This window comes from Chryseobacterium rhizoplanae, from assembly GCF_900182655.1.
Classification (GTDB): domain Bacteria; phylum Bacteroidota; class Bacteroidia; order Flavobacteriales; family Weeksellaceae; genus Chryseobacterium; species Chryseobacterium rhizoplanae.
Window position 1 is genome coordinate 39202 of sequence record NZ_FXTC01000010.1, and the last position, 16646, is coordinate 55847.

16 protein-coding genes are annotated in these 16646 nt (G+C 36.8%); 6 read left to right on the plus strand and 10 right to left on the minus strand.

Going from position 1 to position 16646, the window contains the following annotated elements; translation table 11 throughout:
- Position 1: 1 nt before the first annotated feature.
- From FN817_RS18755 to FN817_RS18790, 8 genes are all read right to left on the minus strand, one after another.
- Positions 2-901, minus strand: a complete 900-nt coding sequence (locus FN817_RS18755) for a pirin family protein (protein ID WP_142719263.1) — start codon at positions 899-901, stop codon at positions 2-4.
- A gap of 58 nt (positions 902-959) precedes the next feature.
- Positions 960-1271: a GNAT family N-acetyltransferase gene (locus FN817_RS18760; protein WP_142719264.1), complete on the minus strand. Its 312-nt coding sequence runs from the start codon at positions 1269-1271 to the stop codon at positions 960-962.
- 154 nt (positions 1272-1425) lie between these two features.
- The gene (locus FN817_RS18765) at positions 1426-2301 is read right to left on the minus strand and encodes a pirin family protein (RefSeq protein WP_142719265.1); all 876 of its coding nucleotides are present in this window, start codon (positions 2299-2301) and stop codon (positions 1426-1428) included.
- A gap of 134 nt (positions 2302-2435) precedes the next feature.
- Positions 2436-3839: an MFS transporter gene (locus tag FN817_RS18770; protein ID WP_142719266.1), complete on the minus strand. Its 1404-nt coding sequence runs from the start codon at positions 3837-3839 to the stop codon at positions 2436-2438.
- A 138-nt stretch (positions 3840-3977) separates the two neighbouring features.
- Positions 3978-4790 (minus strand): hypothetical protein, encoded by an 813-nt coding sequence (locus FN817_RS18775; RefSeq protein WP_142719267.1) that lies wholly within the window; start codon positions 4788-4790, stop codon positions 3978-3980.
- A gap of 449 nt (positions 4791-5239) precedes the next feature.
- A complete protein-coding gene (asnB, locus tag FN817_RS18780) occupies positions 5240-6907 on the minus strand; it encodes an asparagine synthase B (RefSeq protein WP_142719268.1) in 1668 nt (555 codons plus the stop codon).
- Positions 6908-7227: 320 nt separating this feature from the next.
- Complete coding sequence (locus FN817_RS18785) at positions 7228-8895, minus strand: GLPGLI family protein (RefSeq protein WP_142719269.1); 1668 nt, start codon at positions 8893-8895, stop codon at positions 7228-7230.
- A gap of 184 nt (positions 8896-9079) precedes the next feature.
- On the minus strand, positions 9080-10285 hold the full coding sequence (locus FN817_RS18790) for an RsmB/NOP family class I SAM-dependent RNA methyltransferase (protein WP_047424309.1): 1206 nt from the start codon (positions 10283-10285) through the stop codon (positions 9080-9082).
- Between FN817_RS18790 and FN817_RS18795 the strand changes: the two genes are divergently transcribed.
- Together FN817_RS18795 and FN817_RS18800 are read left to right on the plus strand one after the other, a co-directional pair.
- Complete coding sequence (locus tag FN817_RS18795; protein ID WP_142719270.1) at positions 10271-10555, plus strand: hypothetical protein; 285 nt, start codon at positions 10271-10273, stop codon at positions 10553-10555. The two genes, FN817_RS18790 and FN817_RS18795, sit on opposite strands and share 15 nt — an antisense overlap.
- 30 nt (positions 10556-10585) lie before the next feature.
- Complete coding sequence (locus FN817_RS18800) at positions 10586-10930, plus strand: zinc ribbon domain-containing protein YjdM (RefSeq protein WP_047373671.1); 345 nt, start codon at positions 10586-10588, stop codon at positions 10928-10930.
- 287 nt (positions 10931-11217) lie between these two features.
- Here FN817_RS18800 and FN817_RS18805 read toward each other — a convergent pair whose 3' ends face one another.
- Positions 11218-12153 (minus strand): sulfate/molybdate ABC transporter ATP-binding protein, encoded by a 936-nt coding sequence (locus tag FN817_RS18805; protein WP_142719271.1) that lies wholly within the window; start codon positions 12151-12153, stop codon positions 11218-11220.
- A gap of 75 nt (positions 12154-12228) precedes the next feature.
- On the opposite strand from FN817_RS18805, the gene FN817_RS18810 reads away from it, so the two are divergent.
- Positions 12229-12888 (plus strand): YceI family protein, encoded by a 660-nt coding sequence (locus FN817_RS18810; protein ID WP_142719272.1) that lies wholly within the window; start codon positions 12229-12231, stop codon positions 12886-12888.
- Positions 12889-13014: 126 nt separating this feature from the next.
- Positions 13015-14025, plus strand: coding sequence for a phenylalanine--tRNA ligase subunit alpha (pheS, locus tag FN817_RS18815; RefSeq protein ID WP_047424314.1), 1011 nt, complete (start codon positions 13015-13017; stop codon positions 14023-14025).
- Positions 14026-14302: 277 nt separating this feature from the next.
- On the opposite strand, the gene FN817_RS18820 is transcribed toward pheS, so the two are convergent.
- Positions 14303-15073: a DUF3108 domain-containing protein gene (locus FN817_RS18820; RefSeq protein WP_142719273.1), complete on the minus strand. Its 771-nt coding sequence runs from the start codon at positions 15071-15073 to the stop codon at positions 14303-14305.
- A 153-nt stretch (positions 15074-15226) separates the two neighbouring features.
- Between FN817_RS18820 and FN817_RS18825 the strand changes: the two genes are divergently transcribed.
- Together FN817_RS18825 and FN817_RS18830 are read left to right on the plus strand one after the other, a co-directional pair.
- Entirely contained in the window at positions 15227-16282 is a 1056-nt protein-coding gene (locus tag FN817_RS18825) for an NAD(P)/FAD-dependent oxidoreductase (protein ID WP_047373677.1), read from the plus strand.
- Positions 16283-16294: 12 nt separating this feature from the next.
- A complete protein-coding gene (locus FN817_RS18830) occupies positions 16295-16624 on the plus strand; it encodes a 2Fe-2S iron-sulfur cluster-binding family protein (protein WP_142719274.1) in 330 nt (109 codons plus the stop codon).
- The last annotated feature ends 22 nt before the right edge of the window (positions 16625-16646 follow it).

A 16646-nucleotide genomic window follows, 5' to 3' on the forward strand; every position in this document is an offset into this window, starting at 1 on the left:
ATTATTTTCTGTTTAAAATAGCCTTAGGAAGTGGAACATATTCATTTTCATCGCCCGGAACCAAAGGAAACGCATCATGATTCTGATCATTCCAGTTTACTTTTGCCTGATCAATTAATTCTTTATCAGAGTTAACGAAATTCCAGAATATAAAACGTTCTTCATCAAATGGCTCACCACCGAAAAGATATACCGTTCCGTTTTCGCTCATATCAAATTCACATAGCTTGGTATCTTTAGCGATCATCAGCTGTTTTGAACCATAAGAATTTCCTTCTGTAGTAACTGTTCCGTCCAGAACATACATTGCAGCTTCTCCGTAAAGATCTTTTCCGATGCTTATTTTCTTAGCATCTTTTGTTTTTATTTCGATGAAAAATAACTTGCTGTGAACAGGAACCGGAGATTTTCTGCCAAAGGCTTCCCCTGCAATGAGTTTATACTGAATACCATCTTCTTCCCAAACAGGGATCTCATCTGCTTCAATATGATGGAATGTAGGCTCAGACTGTTCAAGGTGCTTAGGAAGTCCTACCCAGATCTGGAATCCATGAAGTCTTTTATCGGTGTGTCTTAAATATTCAGGGGTTCTTTCTGAATGTACAACTCCTTTTCCGGCAGTCATCCAGTTAACGGCACCCGGTTTTATTTCAAGAGCACTTCCAATACTGTCTCTGTGGAAAATAGAACCTTCCAGCAGATATGTTAATGTAGATAACCCGATATGCGGATGAGGGGGAACATCAAGGTTCTGATAATCCTTTAATTCCGAAGGTCCCATATGATCAATAAAAACAAAAGGTCCAACAGCTCTTTTTTCGCGGAAAGGAAGAAGTCTTCCTACCAGGAAATTTCCGATATCTGCAGCTTTTTCTTCAATGATAAGTCCAATATTTGACATGATGATGTGATACTTTTTAAAATGTTAATTAAATAAATTGAGTGGGCTTACAGGAAATTTAAAGTTTGTCATATCCTTCAAATTTCTCATCCACGATACGTTTCCATTCAGGATGTTTCTTAATAAAAGCGAAAACGAAAGGACAGAAGGGAAGAAGCTTTTTTCCGCTTTCTTCAATATAATTCAGCGTTTTTTCTACTACGGCAGCCGCGGCACCTGTTCCTGCCAATTCAGGGTCTGCTTCAGTATGTACCAAAGCGATCTGGTGCGTTGTCTCACGATAATCAATGAATGCATAATGCCCGTTGAATTCTATTTCAAATCTTTTTTCAGCTTTTACAAGAGGTATATTTTCAAATTCTGGTTTCATAATTTTGTATTAAAAGTGTCTGTTTTGCAATAGAATAAACAGAACTCAGTTGTTAAAACAGCTAAACCTTATAGGTTTCAAAACCTACAAGGTTTGCCATTATATAAAGTTAATAAAAAAGGAATTACCTAAGATTAAGATAAATTTAATTCTTTTAATCTTCAAGGTATCCGAACTTTCCGGTGTTGAAATCCTCAAAAGCCTGCATGATTTCCTCTCTGGAATTCATTACAAAAGGGCCATGTGGATAGATCGGTTCGTTGATCGGTTCACCACTGATGATTAGAACAACAGCATCTTCTTTTGCTTCAATGGTGAAAACTTCACCTTCGTTTTTAAATAATGCAAGATGATCTGTTTTCACAGTTTCTTCACCATTGATGATAATACTACCTTCGATAACCAAAGCTGCAGTATTGAAATGAGCCGGAAAATTAAAATCAGCTTTTCCACCTGTCTTAAGTTTGGCATTCATCATATGAACCGGAGTAAAAGTGCTTGCAGGACCTTTATGGCCGTCATATTCGCCGGCAATTACTTCCACAAAACCATTCTCACCCAGATCTACTCTTTCCATTTTAGAGTTTTCAATAGCCTGGTATTTCGGGCAGCTCATTTTATCCTTTGCCGGAAGATTTACCCAAAGCTGAACCATCTGAAAAATTCCTCCTTCTTTTGCCCATGCTGTTTCATGGTACTCTTTATGAAGAACTCCTTTTGCAGCGGTCATCCATTGAACATCACCTTCTCCTATAACACCGCCGCCGCCAGCGCTGTCATGGTGTTCTACTTTTCCGCTATATGCTATCGTTACTGTTTCAAAACCTCTGTGCGGATGAACTCCCACACCTCTTGGTCTGTCGGAACCATTGAAATGAAATTTTGAATTGTAATCAAGCATAATAAACGGGTCCATTCTTTTCATATCTAAACCGGATACTCCCGGAATAAAATTGTGAACCCTGAATCCATCGCCTACAAAGTGCGCAGGTCTTGGAGATACTACGATTTCTATTTTTTTAGTTGCCATTACATTGTTGATTATGTAAACAAAATTACCATAGTTATGTGCGAAAAGCATTGATCTGTGTTAAGTTCGTAGGAAGGGTAGAATGGCAAAATGAAAGAGTGTAATTGTAAATTGGCCCTTTAAAGTTTTATTTTTTACTCTTCCTTCGACTTCATATTCTTTCCATCCGAAATATGCAGTCTTCTGAAAACAAATCCTGATAAAATCGTTAATATTCCTACCGTAAGAAATGTAAGTCGAAAGGCATTGTGGATTTCACCATTAATCAAATTTGTATTTTCAAACAGTTTTAAAACAATCAATCCGAATGCAATCCCGAAACCGATAGCGAGCTGTTGATTCACTGAAATTAAAGAGTTTCCGCTGCTGGTCTGGAAATTCCGAAGGTCAGCAATAGAAATAGTGTTCATAGAGGTGAACTGTATAGAGTTGAAAAATCCTAATACTGCAATAATGGGAACAAACCAATATAAAGAAGTGTGAATATCAGGTATGGCAAGAAGACAGATGAGTGTTCCGATGATGAACGTATTCACCATTAAAGTCTGACGATAGCCGTATTTATCCAGAATTTTAATCACGGACGATTTTCCGAAGATAGCCGTTAAAGCCATAGGAGCAATAATCCAGCCCGAAGTTACAGCTGATTGTTTATATGCAATCTGAATCATCAGGGGAAGCAATAATGGAACAGAACTGATTCCTAATCTGGTGGCCAGGTTTCCTACAATACCTACCCGGAATGTTCTCACCTGAAAAAGGTTTAGCGGGAAGATTGGATTTCCTCCCCTTTTAGCATGTTTGTAATAATAATACAGGAACAGGAAGCCCATAATGAATACAAGCAAAACAGGGCTGATATTCTGCATGTCCCCGAAAAGTTCCAGTGAAACCGAAAGCAGGAGGGAGGCTGCTGCAAATATTAAGAACCCCTTTAAATCAAAATCAACATCATCCGACTTATAATTGGGCATGAATTTCAATCCTAAAAGAATTCCTAAAATGCCAATTGGGATGTTAATCAGAAATATCCAGTGCCATGAAAGGTAATCTACCATATAACCCCCCACTAACGGACCGAGCACAGGACCAATAAGAGCCGGAATGATGGCAAAGTTCATCGCTTTAAGCAGTTCACTTTTATCAAATGTTTTGATGAGTGCCAGCTTCCCGACAGGAGTCATTAAACTTCCCCCGACTCCCTGGATAACTCTGGAAATCACTAAATGGGTGAGATTCTGAGACAAGGAACAAAACAAAGAACCTAAGCTGAACAATACCAACGAGAAAATAAATACTTTTTTGGTCCCGAACCGGTCTGCCAGAAATCCGCTGGCAGGCATGAAAACAGCTAATGTCAGAACATAGCTGATAATTGCGTTCTGCATATTAAGCGGAGACTCATGCAGATCTTTTGCAATAGCGGGCAGAGAAGTATTCAGGATCGTGGAATCCAGCATCTGCATAAAAATAGCCGTGGCCAGAATTAAGGGAAGTATTTTCTTTATGGACGTCTGTTGTGTGTTTGCTTCTGTCATTTTGTATAGGCTGGAATGTGAAAAATGTCCAGACTTGTTTTATGTGAAGAGCCGCCTTCTTTAAGCGGTTTGATCCTTAGATAAAGAAATCCATATAAAATTAAAAAAGTCCTGTGAAATTTCACAGGACTTTTTGATTTATTTTCTAGGTTTTTCTACTCCTTTCCATTCATCACCGGCTTTTCTGTACTGGCTTAAAGTGAAAGTTTTGAAATCCTTTGTTTTGTATTCGATGTTATCGGTATTCTGCTCAAACGGCATGATGTAATAATATTCAATGTCTGTTTTATCAGACTTGTTTCCTTTTTTTACAGTAGGAACATATTTCGAAAACTTATAGCTTGGAAGATATTGTTTCAGTCTTGCGTAGAAAGCTTTGTCTTCTTTTTCGCTAGGAATGATATCTACAATATTCAAATCATCTTTTTTCTTATCAATCCAAAGGTAATACGTCTTTTCTTCTCCTATATTTCTGTTGAAAGAGTTGAAGGCAAATAATTCTTTCGGTACAAGTTCCTTGATTTTTTCAGGATCAACCTTAGTGTAGTATTGCCCTTTTGAAGGATCTACATACGTTTCAAGGTTATACATTAATACAGAATTGTTTTCAAATTTTTTATTTTTAAAATATTGATTTAAAGATAATTCTGCAGTGGCTCTGAGTTCTTTACCTCTGGCATCCAGTTTTTTTGTTGGATTCTGAGGATTTACATATTTTACAAATTCATATAAAACAACAGGTTTTATATCTTTAAGGTGAGGATACGTTTTTAGCTGCTCTGCTTTTACAAGCCAGTAGAATTGTTGGTAATAATCATCTTTATCCTGATCTTTTACACTTTTATAAGCCAAAGCAAGCTTCTTTGAATTCAGATATTTGCCATATTTTCCTTGTCCAAAAGCAAAACTTATGGCTAATAAGGCAAATAAAACAGTTAGGTTTCTTCTCATTTTTTTATAATTGATATTTTCGTTTTCCAAATATAATTATTTATTAGATATTATTTTGGATTGTCAGTTAAATTATGCCATATTGTTATTGTTAATTCAAAAGAAAATCCTGTATTGCTACAGGATTGATAAATTATAACTGAGGGAGTTATATGTTTGAATGAAAAATATATATATTTTAATTAGTGAATTAATATTATTGGCAAGGTTAAATAAACGCTATGGTCGCAAGGTTTATATTTTAATCCCATATATTTCGTTCGCAAGGGCACTTTGTTCAGCGAGGATATCAGTTTGTCTGTTGCTAAGTGAAACGCCTTTGCGATCGTTCTTAAACACTAATGGAAATAGCTTAGCGTACGCCGCGTTAAAATATCCCGAAACCAGAAACACGCAACAAATTTACCAGCGCAGCAGATTGACGATTGACTATTCATCAACATACCTCTCTAATACGAAGTTTCATGTACTTTCACCGCTCTTCCGCTTGGATCATTCATTTTTTTGAAGGCTTCATCCCATTCTAAGGCGATAGGAGTGGAGCATGCGACAGATGGAACAGAAGGTACAGTCGCGGCTGCTGTTTCACTTGGGAAATGTTCTTCAAAAATAGTTCTGTATCTGTATTCTTCTTTGTTCTGTGGTGTATTTAGCGGAAATCTGAATCTTGCGTTTGCCATCATTTCATCCGTTACTTCTTTTTCAGCAACCTCTTTTAAAGTATCGATCCATGAATAACCCACACCATCCGAGAACTGTTCTTTCTGTCTCCAGACAATAGAATCAGGAAGAATGTCTTCAAAGGCTTTTCTCAATACCCATTTTTCGATTTTTCCTTCAGCGGTATTGATCATTTTATCTTTTGGGTTAAGAGTCATGGCAATATCCATAAATTCTTTATCAAGGAAAGGAACTCTTCCTTCAATTCCCCAGCTCATTAAAGCCTTGTTAGCTCTTAAGCAGTCATACAGGTGAAGTTTACCCAGTTTTCTTACTGTTTCATCATGGAATTCCCTTGCGTTGGGAGCTTTATGGAAATATAAATATCCACCGAATAATTCATCTGAACCTTCTCCTGAAAGTACCATTTTTATCCCCATAGACTTGATTACTCTTGCCAGCAGATACATTGGGGTGGATGCCCTGATGGTTGTTACATCATAGGTTTCCAGGTGATAAATGACATCGCGTACAGCATCCAGCCCTTCCTGAACGGTAAAGTTAACTTCATGATGAACAGATCCGATGTGTTTTGCAGCGGTCTGTGCAGCAGTCAGATCGGGAGAACCTACAAGTCCTACAGCAAAACTGTGAAGTCTTGGATACCAGGCTTCCTGTGTATCTCCACTTTCAACTCTCTGGCGGGCAAATTTTGCAGTAATTGCTGATATAACCGAAGAATCCAAACCTCCGGAAAGAAGCACTCCATAAGGAACATCACTCATCAGTTGTCTGTGAACAGCATCCTCAAGGCCTTTTCTCAATTTTGCGATATCTGTTTCGTTTTCTTTCACATGATCAAAGCTGTCCCAATCTCTTGTATACCATTGCTGAAGCTCTGTGCCGTCTGGACTGTAAACAAAATGACCCGGTAAGAAAGTTTCGATTTTTTTGCATACTCCTTCAAGGGCTTTTAATTCAGAAGCTACATAATAGTTTCCGTTTTTGTCCCAGCCTTGATAAAGAGGGCAGATTCCCATATGGTCACGGGCAATAAGATAGACATCATTTTCAGTGTCGTATAATGCGAAGGCAAAAATTCCGTTCAGTTTTTCAACGAAATTTTTTCCATATTTTCTGTAAAGAGCAAGGATAACCTCGCAGTCAGACTGAGTTTGGAACTCATAATCAGGAAATTCTTCTTTTAGTTCTCTATGGTTGTAGATTTCGCCGTTCACAGCTAATACTACTTTTCCGTCTTTTGTAAATAAAGGTTGTTTTCCAGAGGTAGGATCTACAATAGCAAGTCTTTCGTGAGAGAAAATTACTTTTTCATCCTGAAAAACTCCGCTCCAATCCGGTCCTCTGTGACGGATTTTTTTTGACATTTCCAAAACCTGAGGTCTTAATACTTCAGTTTTCTGTTTGGCGTCAAATAAACATACAATTCCACACATAATTTCTATTATTTATGAGACAAAAGTAAAGTTGATGTTTATAAATAACAATAAAAAATGTTTGAAACGGAATATTTTTAATCAATTAATATTTTAAAGTTAAAAATATCAACTATTTGTTCGATTTTGCGTGTTTTTGATTGATTTTTTTCGTTAGGCTAAAATTTGTAATATTTCCATACAAAATAAAAATGACATATTTATTAATCTATGGTAATTAATTATATGAATTTTAACCCTTACTTTGTGGCTCGAAATAATTTTTTTTCATCATTTGTGTTTTTACCTTCTTGCAATTCTCATGCAAGAAGGTTTTGTTTTTATTGTACTCCAAGTAACGTTCCCGAAACATTCCATGAACTGAAACTTGTGCCTTCGGAAGCTCCCTGAGGAATTTTTACCTGGATTGTATGTTTACCCGCTTTCAAATCTCCAAGAGGAATAAAGTTAGGATTGGTAACCGTTCCCGGGCACCAGTTTGATCTGCTGAGGTCTGATGATGAAAGACCGTCCTGGAAATTTCCTGATGCAGGATTGTACAAACGGTACGAACCACAGTCTGTTCTCCATGGCACGAATGAAAATATTTGATTTCCATCAACGAAAATAGAATTGGCTTTAGGAACAAACTCATCGCCGTTTTCCCAACCTCCATGTCCGGTTGTGGTATATCTTAGCTGTGCATTTTTCAAATCTTTATTTAAAGTGAAATTGACAAGGAGTCCTTTATCCTGATTGAACATCGTAGAGTAATCCTGTCCGGCCATTTCCATAATATTTAAAGTATTGAATAATGGTATCGCTGTATTGTTTTTATTAATTGTCTGATCGCTTTTGTGAATGGTGATATCAAGGCTTACTTTATGTCCGCCTTTGTCATAGTTGCCAATAAATGTACCTACCCAAAGTTCTTTTCCGGATAATGCAGGTTTAAGATCTGTAATATCCTGGCGGTAAGGACTGATGGTCTGCCAGTTTTTTCCTTTAAGCTGGATATGATTAAACTTCTGGATTCCAAAAGCGGTAAAGAATCTCATCATTTCCATAGCAGGACTATAGTTGTCTGTAGCTATTATCCCATAATACTGCTTTCCGTTTCCATTTTCGTAGACAGGAAGTGTTTTTGCCCCTTTTTCCAATCCATCAAAAAAGGATTTTTCTTTATCCTGAGGAATGAAAAATACGGTTCCGGTTCTGTCATAGGCATCACCGTTCGATTGTTGTTTCAGTTCTACAAAAATATTTTCTCCTTCCGTAATCGCCGGGAATTTTATCTTTTTAAGAATGATTGTCCCGTTGGCGTATCTTTTTATCTTATCATCTGATTTAGAAGTATCAGAGAAATTGATCGTTTCATTTTCAAAAACATTCAGCGTGGTAAATCTGCTTTTCCAAAGTAAATCTTTGTATCCCAGCTGATCTGTTGTTTGTATGTTTCCTTTTACAATATTTTCAATTCCGGTATTTTTTATTTTTTTGATCGAACCGGCTGTAATTAAAGAGTTCTTATTTCTCTCCACTTCCAGAACCAGACCTAAACTCTGTCCTAATACAGAAGGCCCTCCTTTTAGCTTTAAATCATTCGTATACCAGATCTCAATGGTATTTGAATTGACTTTGGTAACTGCTTTTTTACAGTTGTATCCTAAAATCTTTTTAGTTTCATTGGTAAGTTCAAAATCCTGTTTTCCTACAGACTCATTATCTGATGTTGAAATAATGGATTCCGGTTTTAAAAAGGCGTATGAAACAATAGTATTTGATGGTTTTTCTACCTTAGTGATTTCATAAGGGAAGCTGCTTTTTTGTTCTTTGATGGTACTGTTGAGGATGAAATTTTCTTTCTCATTAACCCAAACGATAGTGGAGGGCTGGTCAGCAGTAGTTTTTCCGTTATATGAGCTGGTATACTGAATTTCATAGGTCTGTGCAGAAAACAAACAGTATAAGAAAATGGCCAGGAAATTGAAAACAGTTCTTGTATGCATAAAAATGAGTTTGCTGCAAAGTTATTCTAAAGTTTCCACAGCATCAAAACGGTTGAATTTATACAGTTAGTAGACAGTATGCTTTAAATGTTACAAAAAATGTTACATTTTTTAGAAAGATTTTTAAATAAAAAAAACTACTCCAGAAAATAGAGTAGTTTTATGTATTGTTTATTGGTTGAGATTAAGAAACTCTCTCAATCAAAGCCATGTAGAATCCGTCATAACCTTCGCTAGGCATTACTTTTTCATCCTTAATCATTTTGAATCCAGGATTGTTTTTGATGAATTCATCTACCTGCAGATTGTTTTCAGAAGGAAGGATAGAACATGTAGCGTACACCATTTTTCCTCCTTTTTTAAGCATTTTAGAATAGTCCTGAAGGATTTGCTGCTGTTCTTTTTTAATTCTGTCAATAAAGTCCTGATCAATCTTCCACTTACTGTCCGGGTTTCTTTTTAAAACTCCAAGACCGGAACATGGTGCATCAATCAGAAGTCTGTCAGCTTTTTCATGAAGACGTTTGATTACTTTGTTATCGGCAATCATACGGGTTTCAATATTGTGAGCTCCGGCTCTTTTAGCACGGCGCTTCAATTCGGCAAGTTTCCACTCGAAAATATCCAGGGCAACAATCTGACCTTTATTTTTCATTAATGCTGCCAGGTGAAGAGTTTTTCCTCCCGCACCGGCACATGCATCCACCACTCTTTGCCCTTCCTGTACATCAAGGAAATAACCGATCTTTTGAGAAGAAGCATCCTGAACTTCAAATAATCCTTCTTTAAAAGCGGTGGTAAGAAAAACGTTTTTCTTCTCTTCTAGCTGAACAGCATCAGGATAATTTTTAATAGGGAAAGCAACAACACCTTCATCAGAAAGGTCAGAAATAAGTTCTCTTGTTGTTGTTCTTAAAGAGTTTGCTCTTAAAACAGTAGGTGCCTGCTCATTCAAAGCAGCCATTTCTCTTTCCCATTTGGGTCCAAGTTCTTTTTCAAGAGTTTCGGCAAGCCATTCAGGAATAGAATGCTCTATTGCTTTTGTAGGAACTGTATTCTTTTTAAGTTTTGTAAGAATGTCGGCAATTTTGATTCCGTCAAATTCTTCAAATTTTTTATAATTGGTTTTACTCCAAAGTAAATAGGCGATGATAAGCTTGTAAATATTGTTGGGTTTTACACCTTCCCCCATGTAATATTCAAGACGTTTTTTCCAACGGATGATATTGTAGAAAATCTCAGAAACAACGGCTCTGTCCTGGCTTCCCCATTTTCTGTTTGCTTTCAGAAGTCTTTCAATAACCTTATCGGCATATTTGTTTTTTTCAAAAAATGTCTCCTGTAGGGCATCGTGAATTCCGATGGCCAAGTTTCTGTGAATAAGTTCCATAAATTTGCTTCGCTGTTTGAATCTGCAAAAATACGACTTTTAATTGAGAGTTTGGAATTTGGGGTGGGAGAGTTTGAGAATAGGAGAGTGAATGGTGAATGGTCAATATGCTGGGCTTGTGAATTTTTTTCGGGGTACGAGATGCGAGATGGAAGATTCGGGGTTTGGGGACTTTGGTTGAGATTGAAGTTGGGAATTCACCTTTCACTTTGCGAAGTAAAAATTGACTTACTGATGGTCTCATTATTCCCTCTTGACTTCAACCTCTAAAAAGCTCTACCTTTGCAAAAAATAAAAAATATGAGTGATACAGTACTTTGTCCGAAATGCAGCTCTGAGTTTACCTATCCGAGCGATAATATGATGGTTTGTTCCCAGTGTTTCTACGAGTGGGATCCTGCAGAAGCGGCTTCAGAAGCAGCTAACGAAGGGAAAATATTGGATTCAAACGGTAACGAACTTCAGGATGGAGATTCTGTAGTCGTAGTAAAAGATCTTCCTGTAAAAGGAGCACCAAAACCGGTAAAAGCTGGAACCAAAGTGAAAAATATCCGTTTAAGACCAGGAAGTGATCACAATATTGACTGCAAAATTGATGGTTTCGGAGCTATGGCTCTTAAGTCTGAATTTGTAAAGAAAGCGTAAGAAAACTTTGTTTTTTTATGCCCATAAAATAAGAAAAGGAAAAGATTGGACAGTGTAATCTTTCTAAGACTTAATTGCAAGATTGCTAATGTCCGTCTGGAAGGCAGAAAGAGAAATAACCAAAAATTTCCTTAAGCTTTGGAAGTACAAATGTAAGAAAAAGTTTTATAACCAATTCTTATGTTTGTATTTTTTTTATAGATAAGTGTAAGTAAATGTATAGGTTATGTAAAATGTAGGGAAGGGTAAAATGCTTCATCTACAATAACCATCTTACCTTTCTGGCTTTAAAAAAATGAAATATTTACAGATCCGGATATTCTCTCGTCCGTATAAATTACAAGTTCTTTTTCCTTTGCTCTTAGCTTATTCCAATAATAGTTTCCTGCAAATCTGCTTTCAAGGACCTCGGCTTCGAGACCGCTTTCCGTAATTTTGATTTCTTTAGGATAATAGGAGAATTTTGAAAGCTGGAAATTTTTAGCTTCGGTTTCACTGAAAATATTCACTTCCCCGAATAATTTCGCAACATATGAGTTGTAAGGGTGTCTGTAGGTTTCTTCCGGACTGTCATTCTGAATCAATCTTCCTTCCTGAAGAATAATAATCTGATCCAGCCATGGCATAATATCCTGAAGTTCGTGAGTAGAGATGATCAAAGAAACTCCATGCTGCTTTACGTATTTGAAAAGCCTTTCTCTGAGCTCAATTTTTCTCGGAAAATCCAGATTGCTGAAAGGTTCATCTAAAATCAGAAGTTTCGGAAGTACAGATAATGCTCTGGCAATGGCCACTCTTTGCTGCTGTCCACCGCTTAAATATTTGGGAAGGATATGGGCAAATTCCTGCAAACCTACCACTTCAAGAAGTTCCGTTACGGTTTCTTTTTTTTGTTTTAAATTGATATTAGAAATAAACTTTCCTACATTTTCTGCAACTGTAGCATAAGGCATAAGGTCAAAATTCTGTGCTACAAATTTCATTTCCGGCTCTCCGGGAACAAGATTTCCTTTCGGCCCTAAAAGCCGGGTTCCGTTAAAAATGATTTCTCCGCTTTCCCAATCGAGAAGCCCATAAATAAGGTTGAGAAGCGTAGATTTTCCACATCCGCTTTCTCCGGCAAGAGCTATAATTCTGTTTTCGTCAAACCTTAGGTTAAGGTTCTGAAACAGGGGGTTTTCTTTGGTGTGAGAGAAAAATAAATTGTTTATTTCTAATAGCATATTACAAATGTAAGGTTTTTATGAAAACATAATTTTTTTTATTATATTAGCGGAACTAATAAAAATAAATCAAAAATGAGAAAAAAACTGTTTTCGATAGCTATTCCTGCTTTATTCGTTGCTGCTGTAATGGTTTCTTGTAAAAAAGATAAACCGCTTACCAGTGAGAGTAATGAGGTGACTACTACCAAAGAAGGTAGCCAGTTCACTTTGGATACGCTAAACAGTAAGGTTGAATGGAAGGGATATAAAGTTTTTAAATCTGAAAATACGAGTCATTTTGGAACAATCAGGTTTGAAAGCGGAGATGTAACAGTGAAAGACGGAAAACTGGAAAGCGGAAAATTCGTTGCTGATATGAGCTCATTAACTTCTGTAGACTTGAAAGACAGCCCGGAAGATTTAGGCAAATTAAATGGCCACCTGAAGAGCGGTGATTTCTTTGAAGTTGAAAAATTTCCAACAGCTTCTTATGAAATTACAAAAGTGACTCCGGCTACGGAAGGGGATTACAATACTCTTTTGGATGGTAATTTAACGATTAAAGGAATTACAAAACCTGTTCAGTTTAAAGCTAATGTTTCTGTGAAAAACGGAGAGGTGAGTGTGGCTACTGAACCGAAAGATATTAAGAGAGAAGAGTTTGGTGTAAAGTTCCAGGCTCCTGCTGAAAACGGAGTGATTAAAGATGAGGTGACTCTTCAGATCAGCGTTAAGGCTTTAGAAAAGAAATAATTTTTTTATTTAAGTGAAATAAGTGATTGAAGTCTGCCTCCCGAAAAAGAGGCAGATTTTTTTATGACGGACTTAATATTCAACTAAAAGTCGTATTTTTGCAAAACATTTTGAAAGGGTAAAACAATGATAGAAAAGATAGAAGAACTACTGATCGAAGTAAACGGCTTCAATGCTACCTCCAGGGAAGATATCGAAAACTTCCGAATCAAGTACAATGGTAAAAAAGGGGTTCTTAATGATTTTTTTGAAAAATTTAAAGAAGTTCCTAACGACCAGAAGAAAGAATTCGGACAGAAGATCAATACTTTGAAACAGGCAGTTGCTGTAAAATTGGAAGATTTGAAAAATTCTTCTGAATCTTCTATTGTCGTAGAAAAAGAAGATCTTACAAGACCTGCATTTCCATTGGAACTGGGTTCAAGACACCCGATTAACCTGGTAAAAAACAGAATTATTGAAATCTTCAAATCTATTGGTTTTGCAGTAGCAGACGGACCAGAGATTGAAGATGACTGGCATAACTTTACGGCGCTTAACCTTCCGGAATACCACCCGGCAAGAGATATGCAGGATACATTCTTTATTGAACAGAATCCGGATATTCTTTTGAGAACACACACATCTTCTGTACAGACCCGTTTTATGGAAGAAAACCAGCCGCCAATCAGAATTTTATCTCCGGGAAGAGTTTTCAGAAATGAAGCGATCTCTTCACGTTCTCACTGTATTTTCCACCAGATTGAGGGATTGTATATTGATGAGAATGTAAGCTTTGCAGATTTAAAGCAGACCATCCAGTTCTTTACTACTGAGCTTTTCGGAAAATCCAAGATCAGAATGAGACCTTCTTTCTTCCCGTTCACAGAGCCAAGTGCTGAAATTGATGTGTATTGGGGATTAAACTCTGAAACAGACTACAGAATTACGAAAGGAACAGGATGGCTGGAAATCATGGGATGCGGAATGGTAGACCCTGCGGTACTGAAAAATGTGAATATCGATTCTGAGAAATATTCAGGGTATGCATTTGGAATGGGAATTGAGAGAATTACAATGCTTCTTTACCAGATGAGTGACATCAGAATGTTCTTTGAAAACGATATCAGAACACTTGAACAGTTCAAAACACTATAAAAAATCAAACCTCCGGAGCTCCGGAGGTTTTTTGTTTTTAATTACTGACCTAAGAAACAAAACGTAATTAAAAACTGATCTTATTGAAAAATTTACACGTGTCTGTTTCTTATGTCCATACTTCGGTTGGAATCCGCTAGGTATTTCAAAGAAGTATTGACATACTGCAGCTGTAGGGCTGCCTCTATTATTAAGACAACCTGCGTTAATGATATATTACATCAGAAATAAAAAAGCCTGTAAAATTTACAGGCTGTATATTCAATAATAAAGATTGTTATTTACTAAATTTCAAAGGATATTTTACATTTTTGTAATCGTCAATACTGGCTTTTAGTGAACCTACTGCCAGTTCAGCTTTCAACAGCATCGGAATATGATTGGCATCATTGGAAACCCACATCGTTACGCCTTCTTTTTCTTTAAATACTCTTCCGCTTTTTACAGATGGAATAATCTTTAAACAATTGATGGTACCGAATTTTGTCTTTAAATTTTCTGTACCCGTTACTTTTAACTGGAAAGGAAACATTTCATCGTCAATCCATACATTCATATTGATCACTGTTCCCACCTTCAGTTCATCCGGGCTTTTACTTCTTAAATAGTAAAAACATGAAAGCATATCCTGAACTCCTTTTACTGATTTTAAGACCTTAGAACCATTGGCGGGAGTTTTCTTATCTGTTAAAATTAATGTATTATTATCATGATTAAAAACCGTTTCAAAATGCTGGCGATAACTTCCTTCACGTACATTTCTGACGTAGAAACTTGGTAATCCTGTTTGGGTATTGATGAAACTTTCATATAGATCTTCCACTTTGAAGAATGCTTTTACGGCGCCGGTAGTCTGTCCTGTACCTTTTACATACAGATGGGGAATCCCTTTGTAATTGGTCTGTTTTGTAGTAAGGTTGGCTGTTCCTGCGTTAAGGAAGCCGTAATGTATTCTGAGAGTGATAGATTCTCCGTCCGCGATGTTATCAATCTGGGCTGAGCCTAAAAAGAATATAAATACTGCAAAGAGGTTTAAAAATTTCTTCATAACAAGACATTTACAAAAACATTGCCAAATTTAAAATCTTAATTGATAGATATTTGACAAATCTCAGGTTTTTATTTAGAATCAATTAAATATGCTTCGCATTAAAATTAGTAAATTTGCAGTTACATGTATAATTAAATTATCTTAAATATTATGATAACCACTGATATATTGATCATAGGTGCGGGACCTACAGGACTTTTTGCAGTTTTTGAAGCTGGTTTATTAAAAATGAAGTGCCATATTATTGATGCACTTCCACAGCCGGGAGGGCAGCTGGCGGAGCTTTATCCTAAAAAACCTATTTTCGATATTCCAGGTTATCCTTCAGTGAACGCTGGAGAATTGGTGGATAATTTGATGGAGCAGATCAAGCAGTTTCAGCCTGGATTTACTTTGGGAGAAACCGCTGTTTCTTATACTAAAGTGGATGATGAATGGTTTGAAGTGATTACTAACAAAGGAACTGTTCACAGATGTAAAGCAATTGCCATTGCCGGTGGTCTGGGTACTTTCGAGCCAAGAAAACCTACGATGGATAATATTGCAGACTACGAAGAAAAAGGTCTTGAGTACTTTGTGAAAGAACCTGAACATTTCAGAAACAAAAAAGTAGTGATTGCCGGAGGTGGTGACTCTGCTCTTGACTGGAGTGTTTTCTTGTCAAATGTAGCAAGTGAAGTTACACTGATCCACAGAAGAAATGAGTTCAGAGGAGCTCTGGATTCTGTAGAAAAAGTTCAGGATCTGAAAAATCAAGGAAAAATTAAACTTATCACTCCAGCTGAAGTTACAGCAATTAAAGGTGATGGAAAAGTAGAAGCGATTACGGTACAGGTTGACGGTGAGGAAGCTTATGATATTGAAACAGATTATTTCATTCCATTATTCGGATTGACTCCAAAACTGGGAGAGATCGGAAACTGGGGATTAAATATCGAGAAAAATGCTATCGTTGTAAATAACGCTTTAGATTACCAAACGAACATTGACGGAATCTACGCCATTGGAGATATCAACACCTATCCTGGAAAACTGAAGTTGATCCTTTGTGGTTTCCACGAAGCTACTTTGATGTGTCAGAGTGTTTATAACAGACTGAATCCTGGTAAAAAATTCGTATTGAAATATACAACGGTAAGTGGTGTTGACGGATTCGACGGAAGCCGTAAAGAAGCAGAGAAGGCAGTTGTGAAAAAAATTGACTAATTTTGCAGAATTATGTCAGACGTTAATATTAAAATTACCGACAGAGAAGGGGTAACCCATGATGTCGTAGCTCCTACGGATATGTCCATGAACTTAATGGAAATTATCCGTTCCTATGAATTGGCAGAAGAAGGTACTATTGGTGTATGCGGAGGAATGGCGATGTGTGCTTCATGCCAGGTATATGTAATCAATGATCCTGGTCTGGAACCAATGGGAGATGAAGAAGATGCTATGCTGGGTGAGGCTTTCCATGTGAAAGAAAACAGCAGATTAGGATGCCAGTTACATATTGCCGATTCCATGGAAGGGCTCGAAGTGGAAATTGCTCCGTATCCTTAGAAAATATTTTTTAATCTTAATA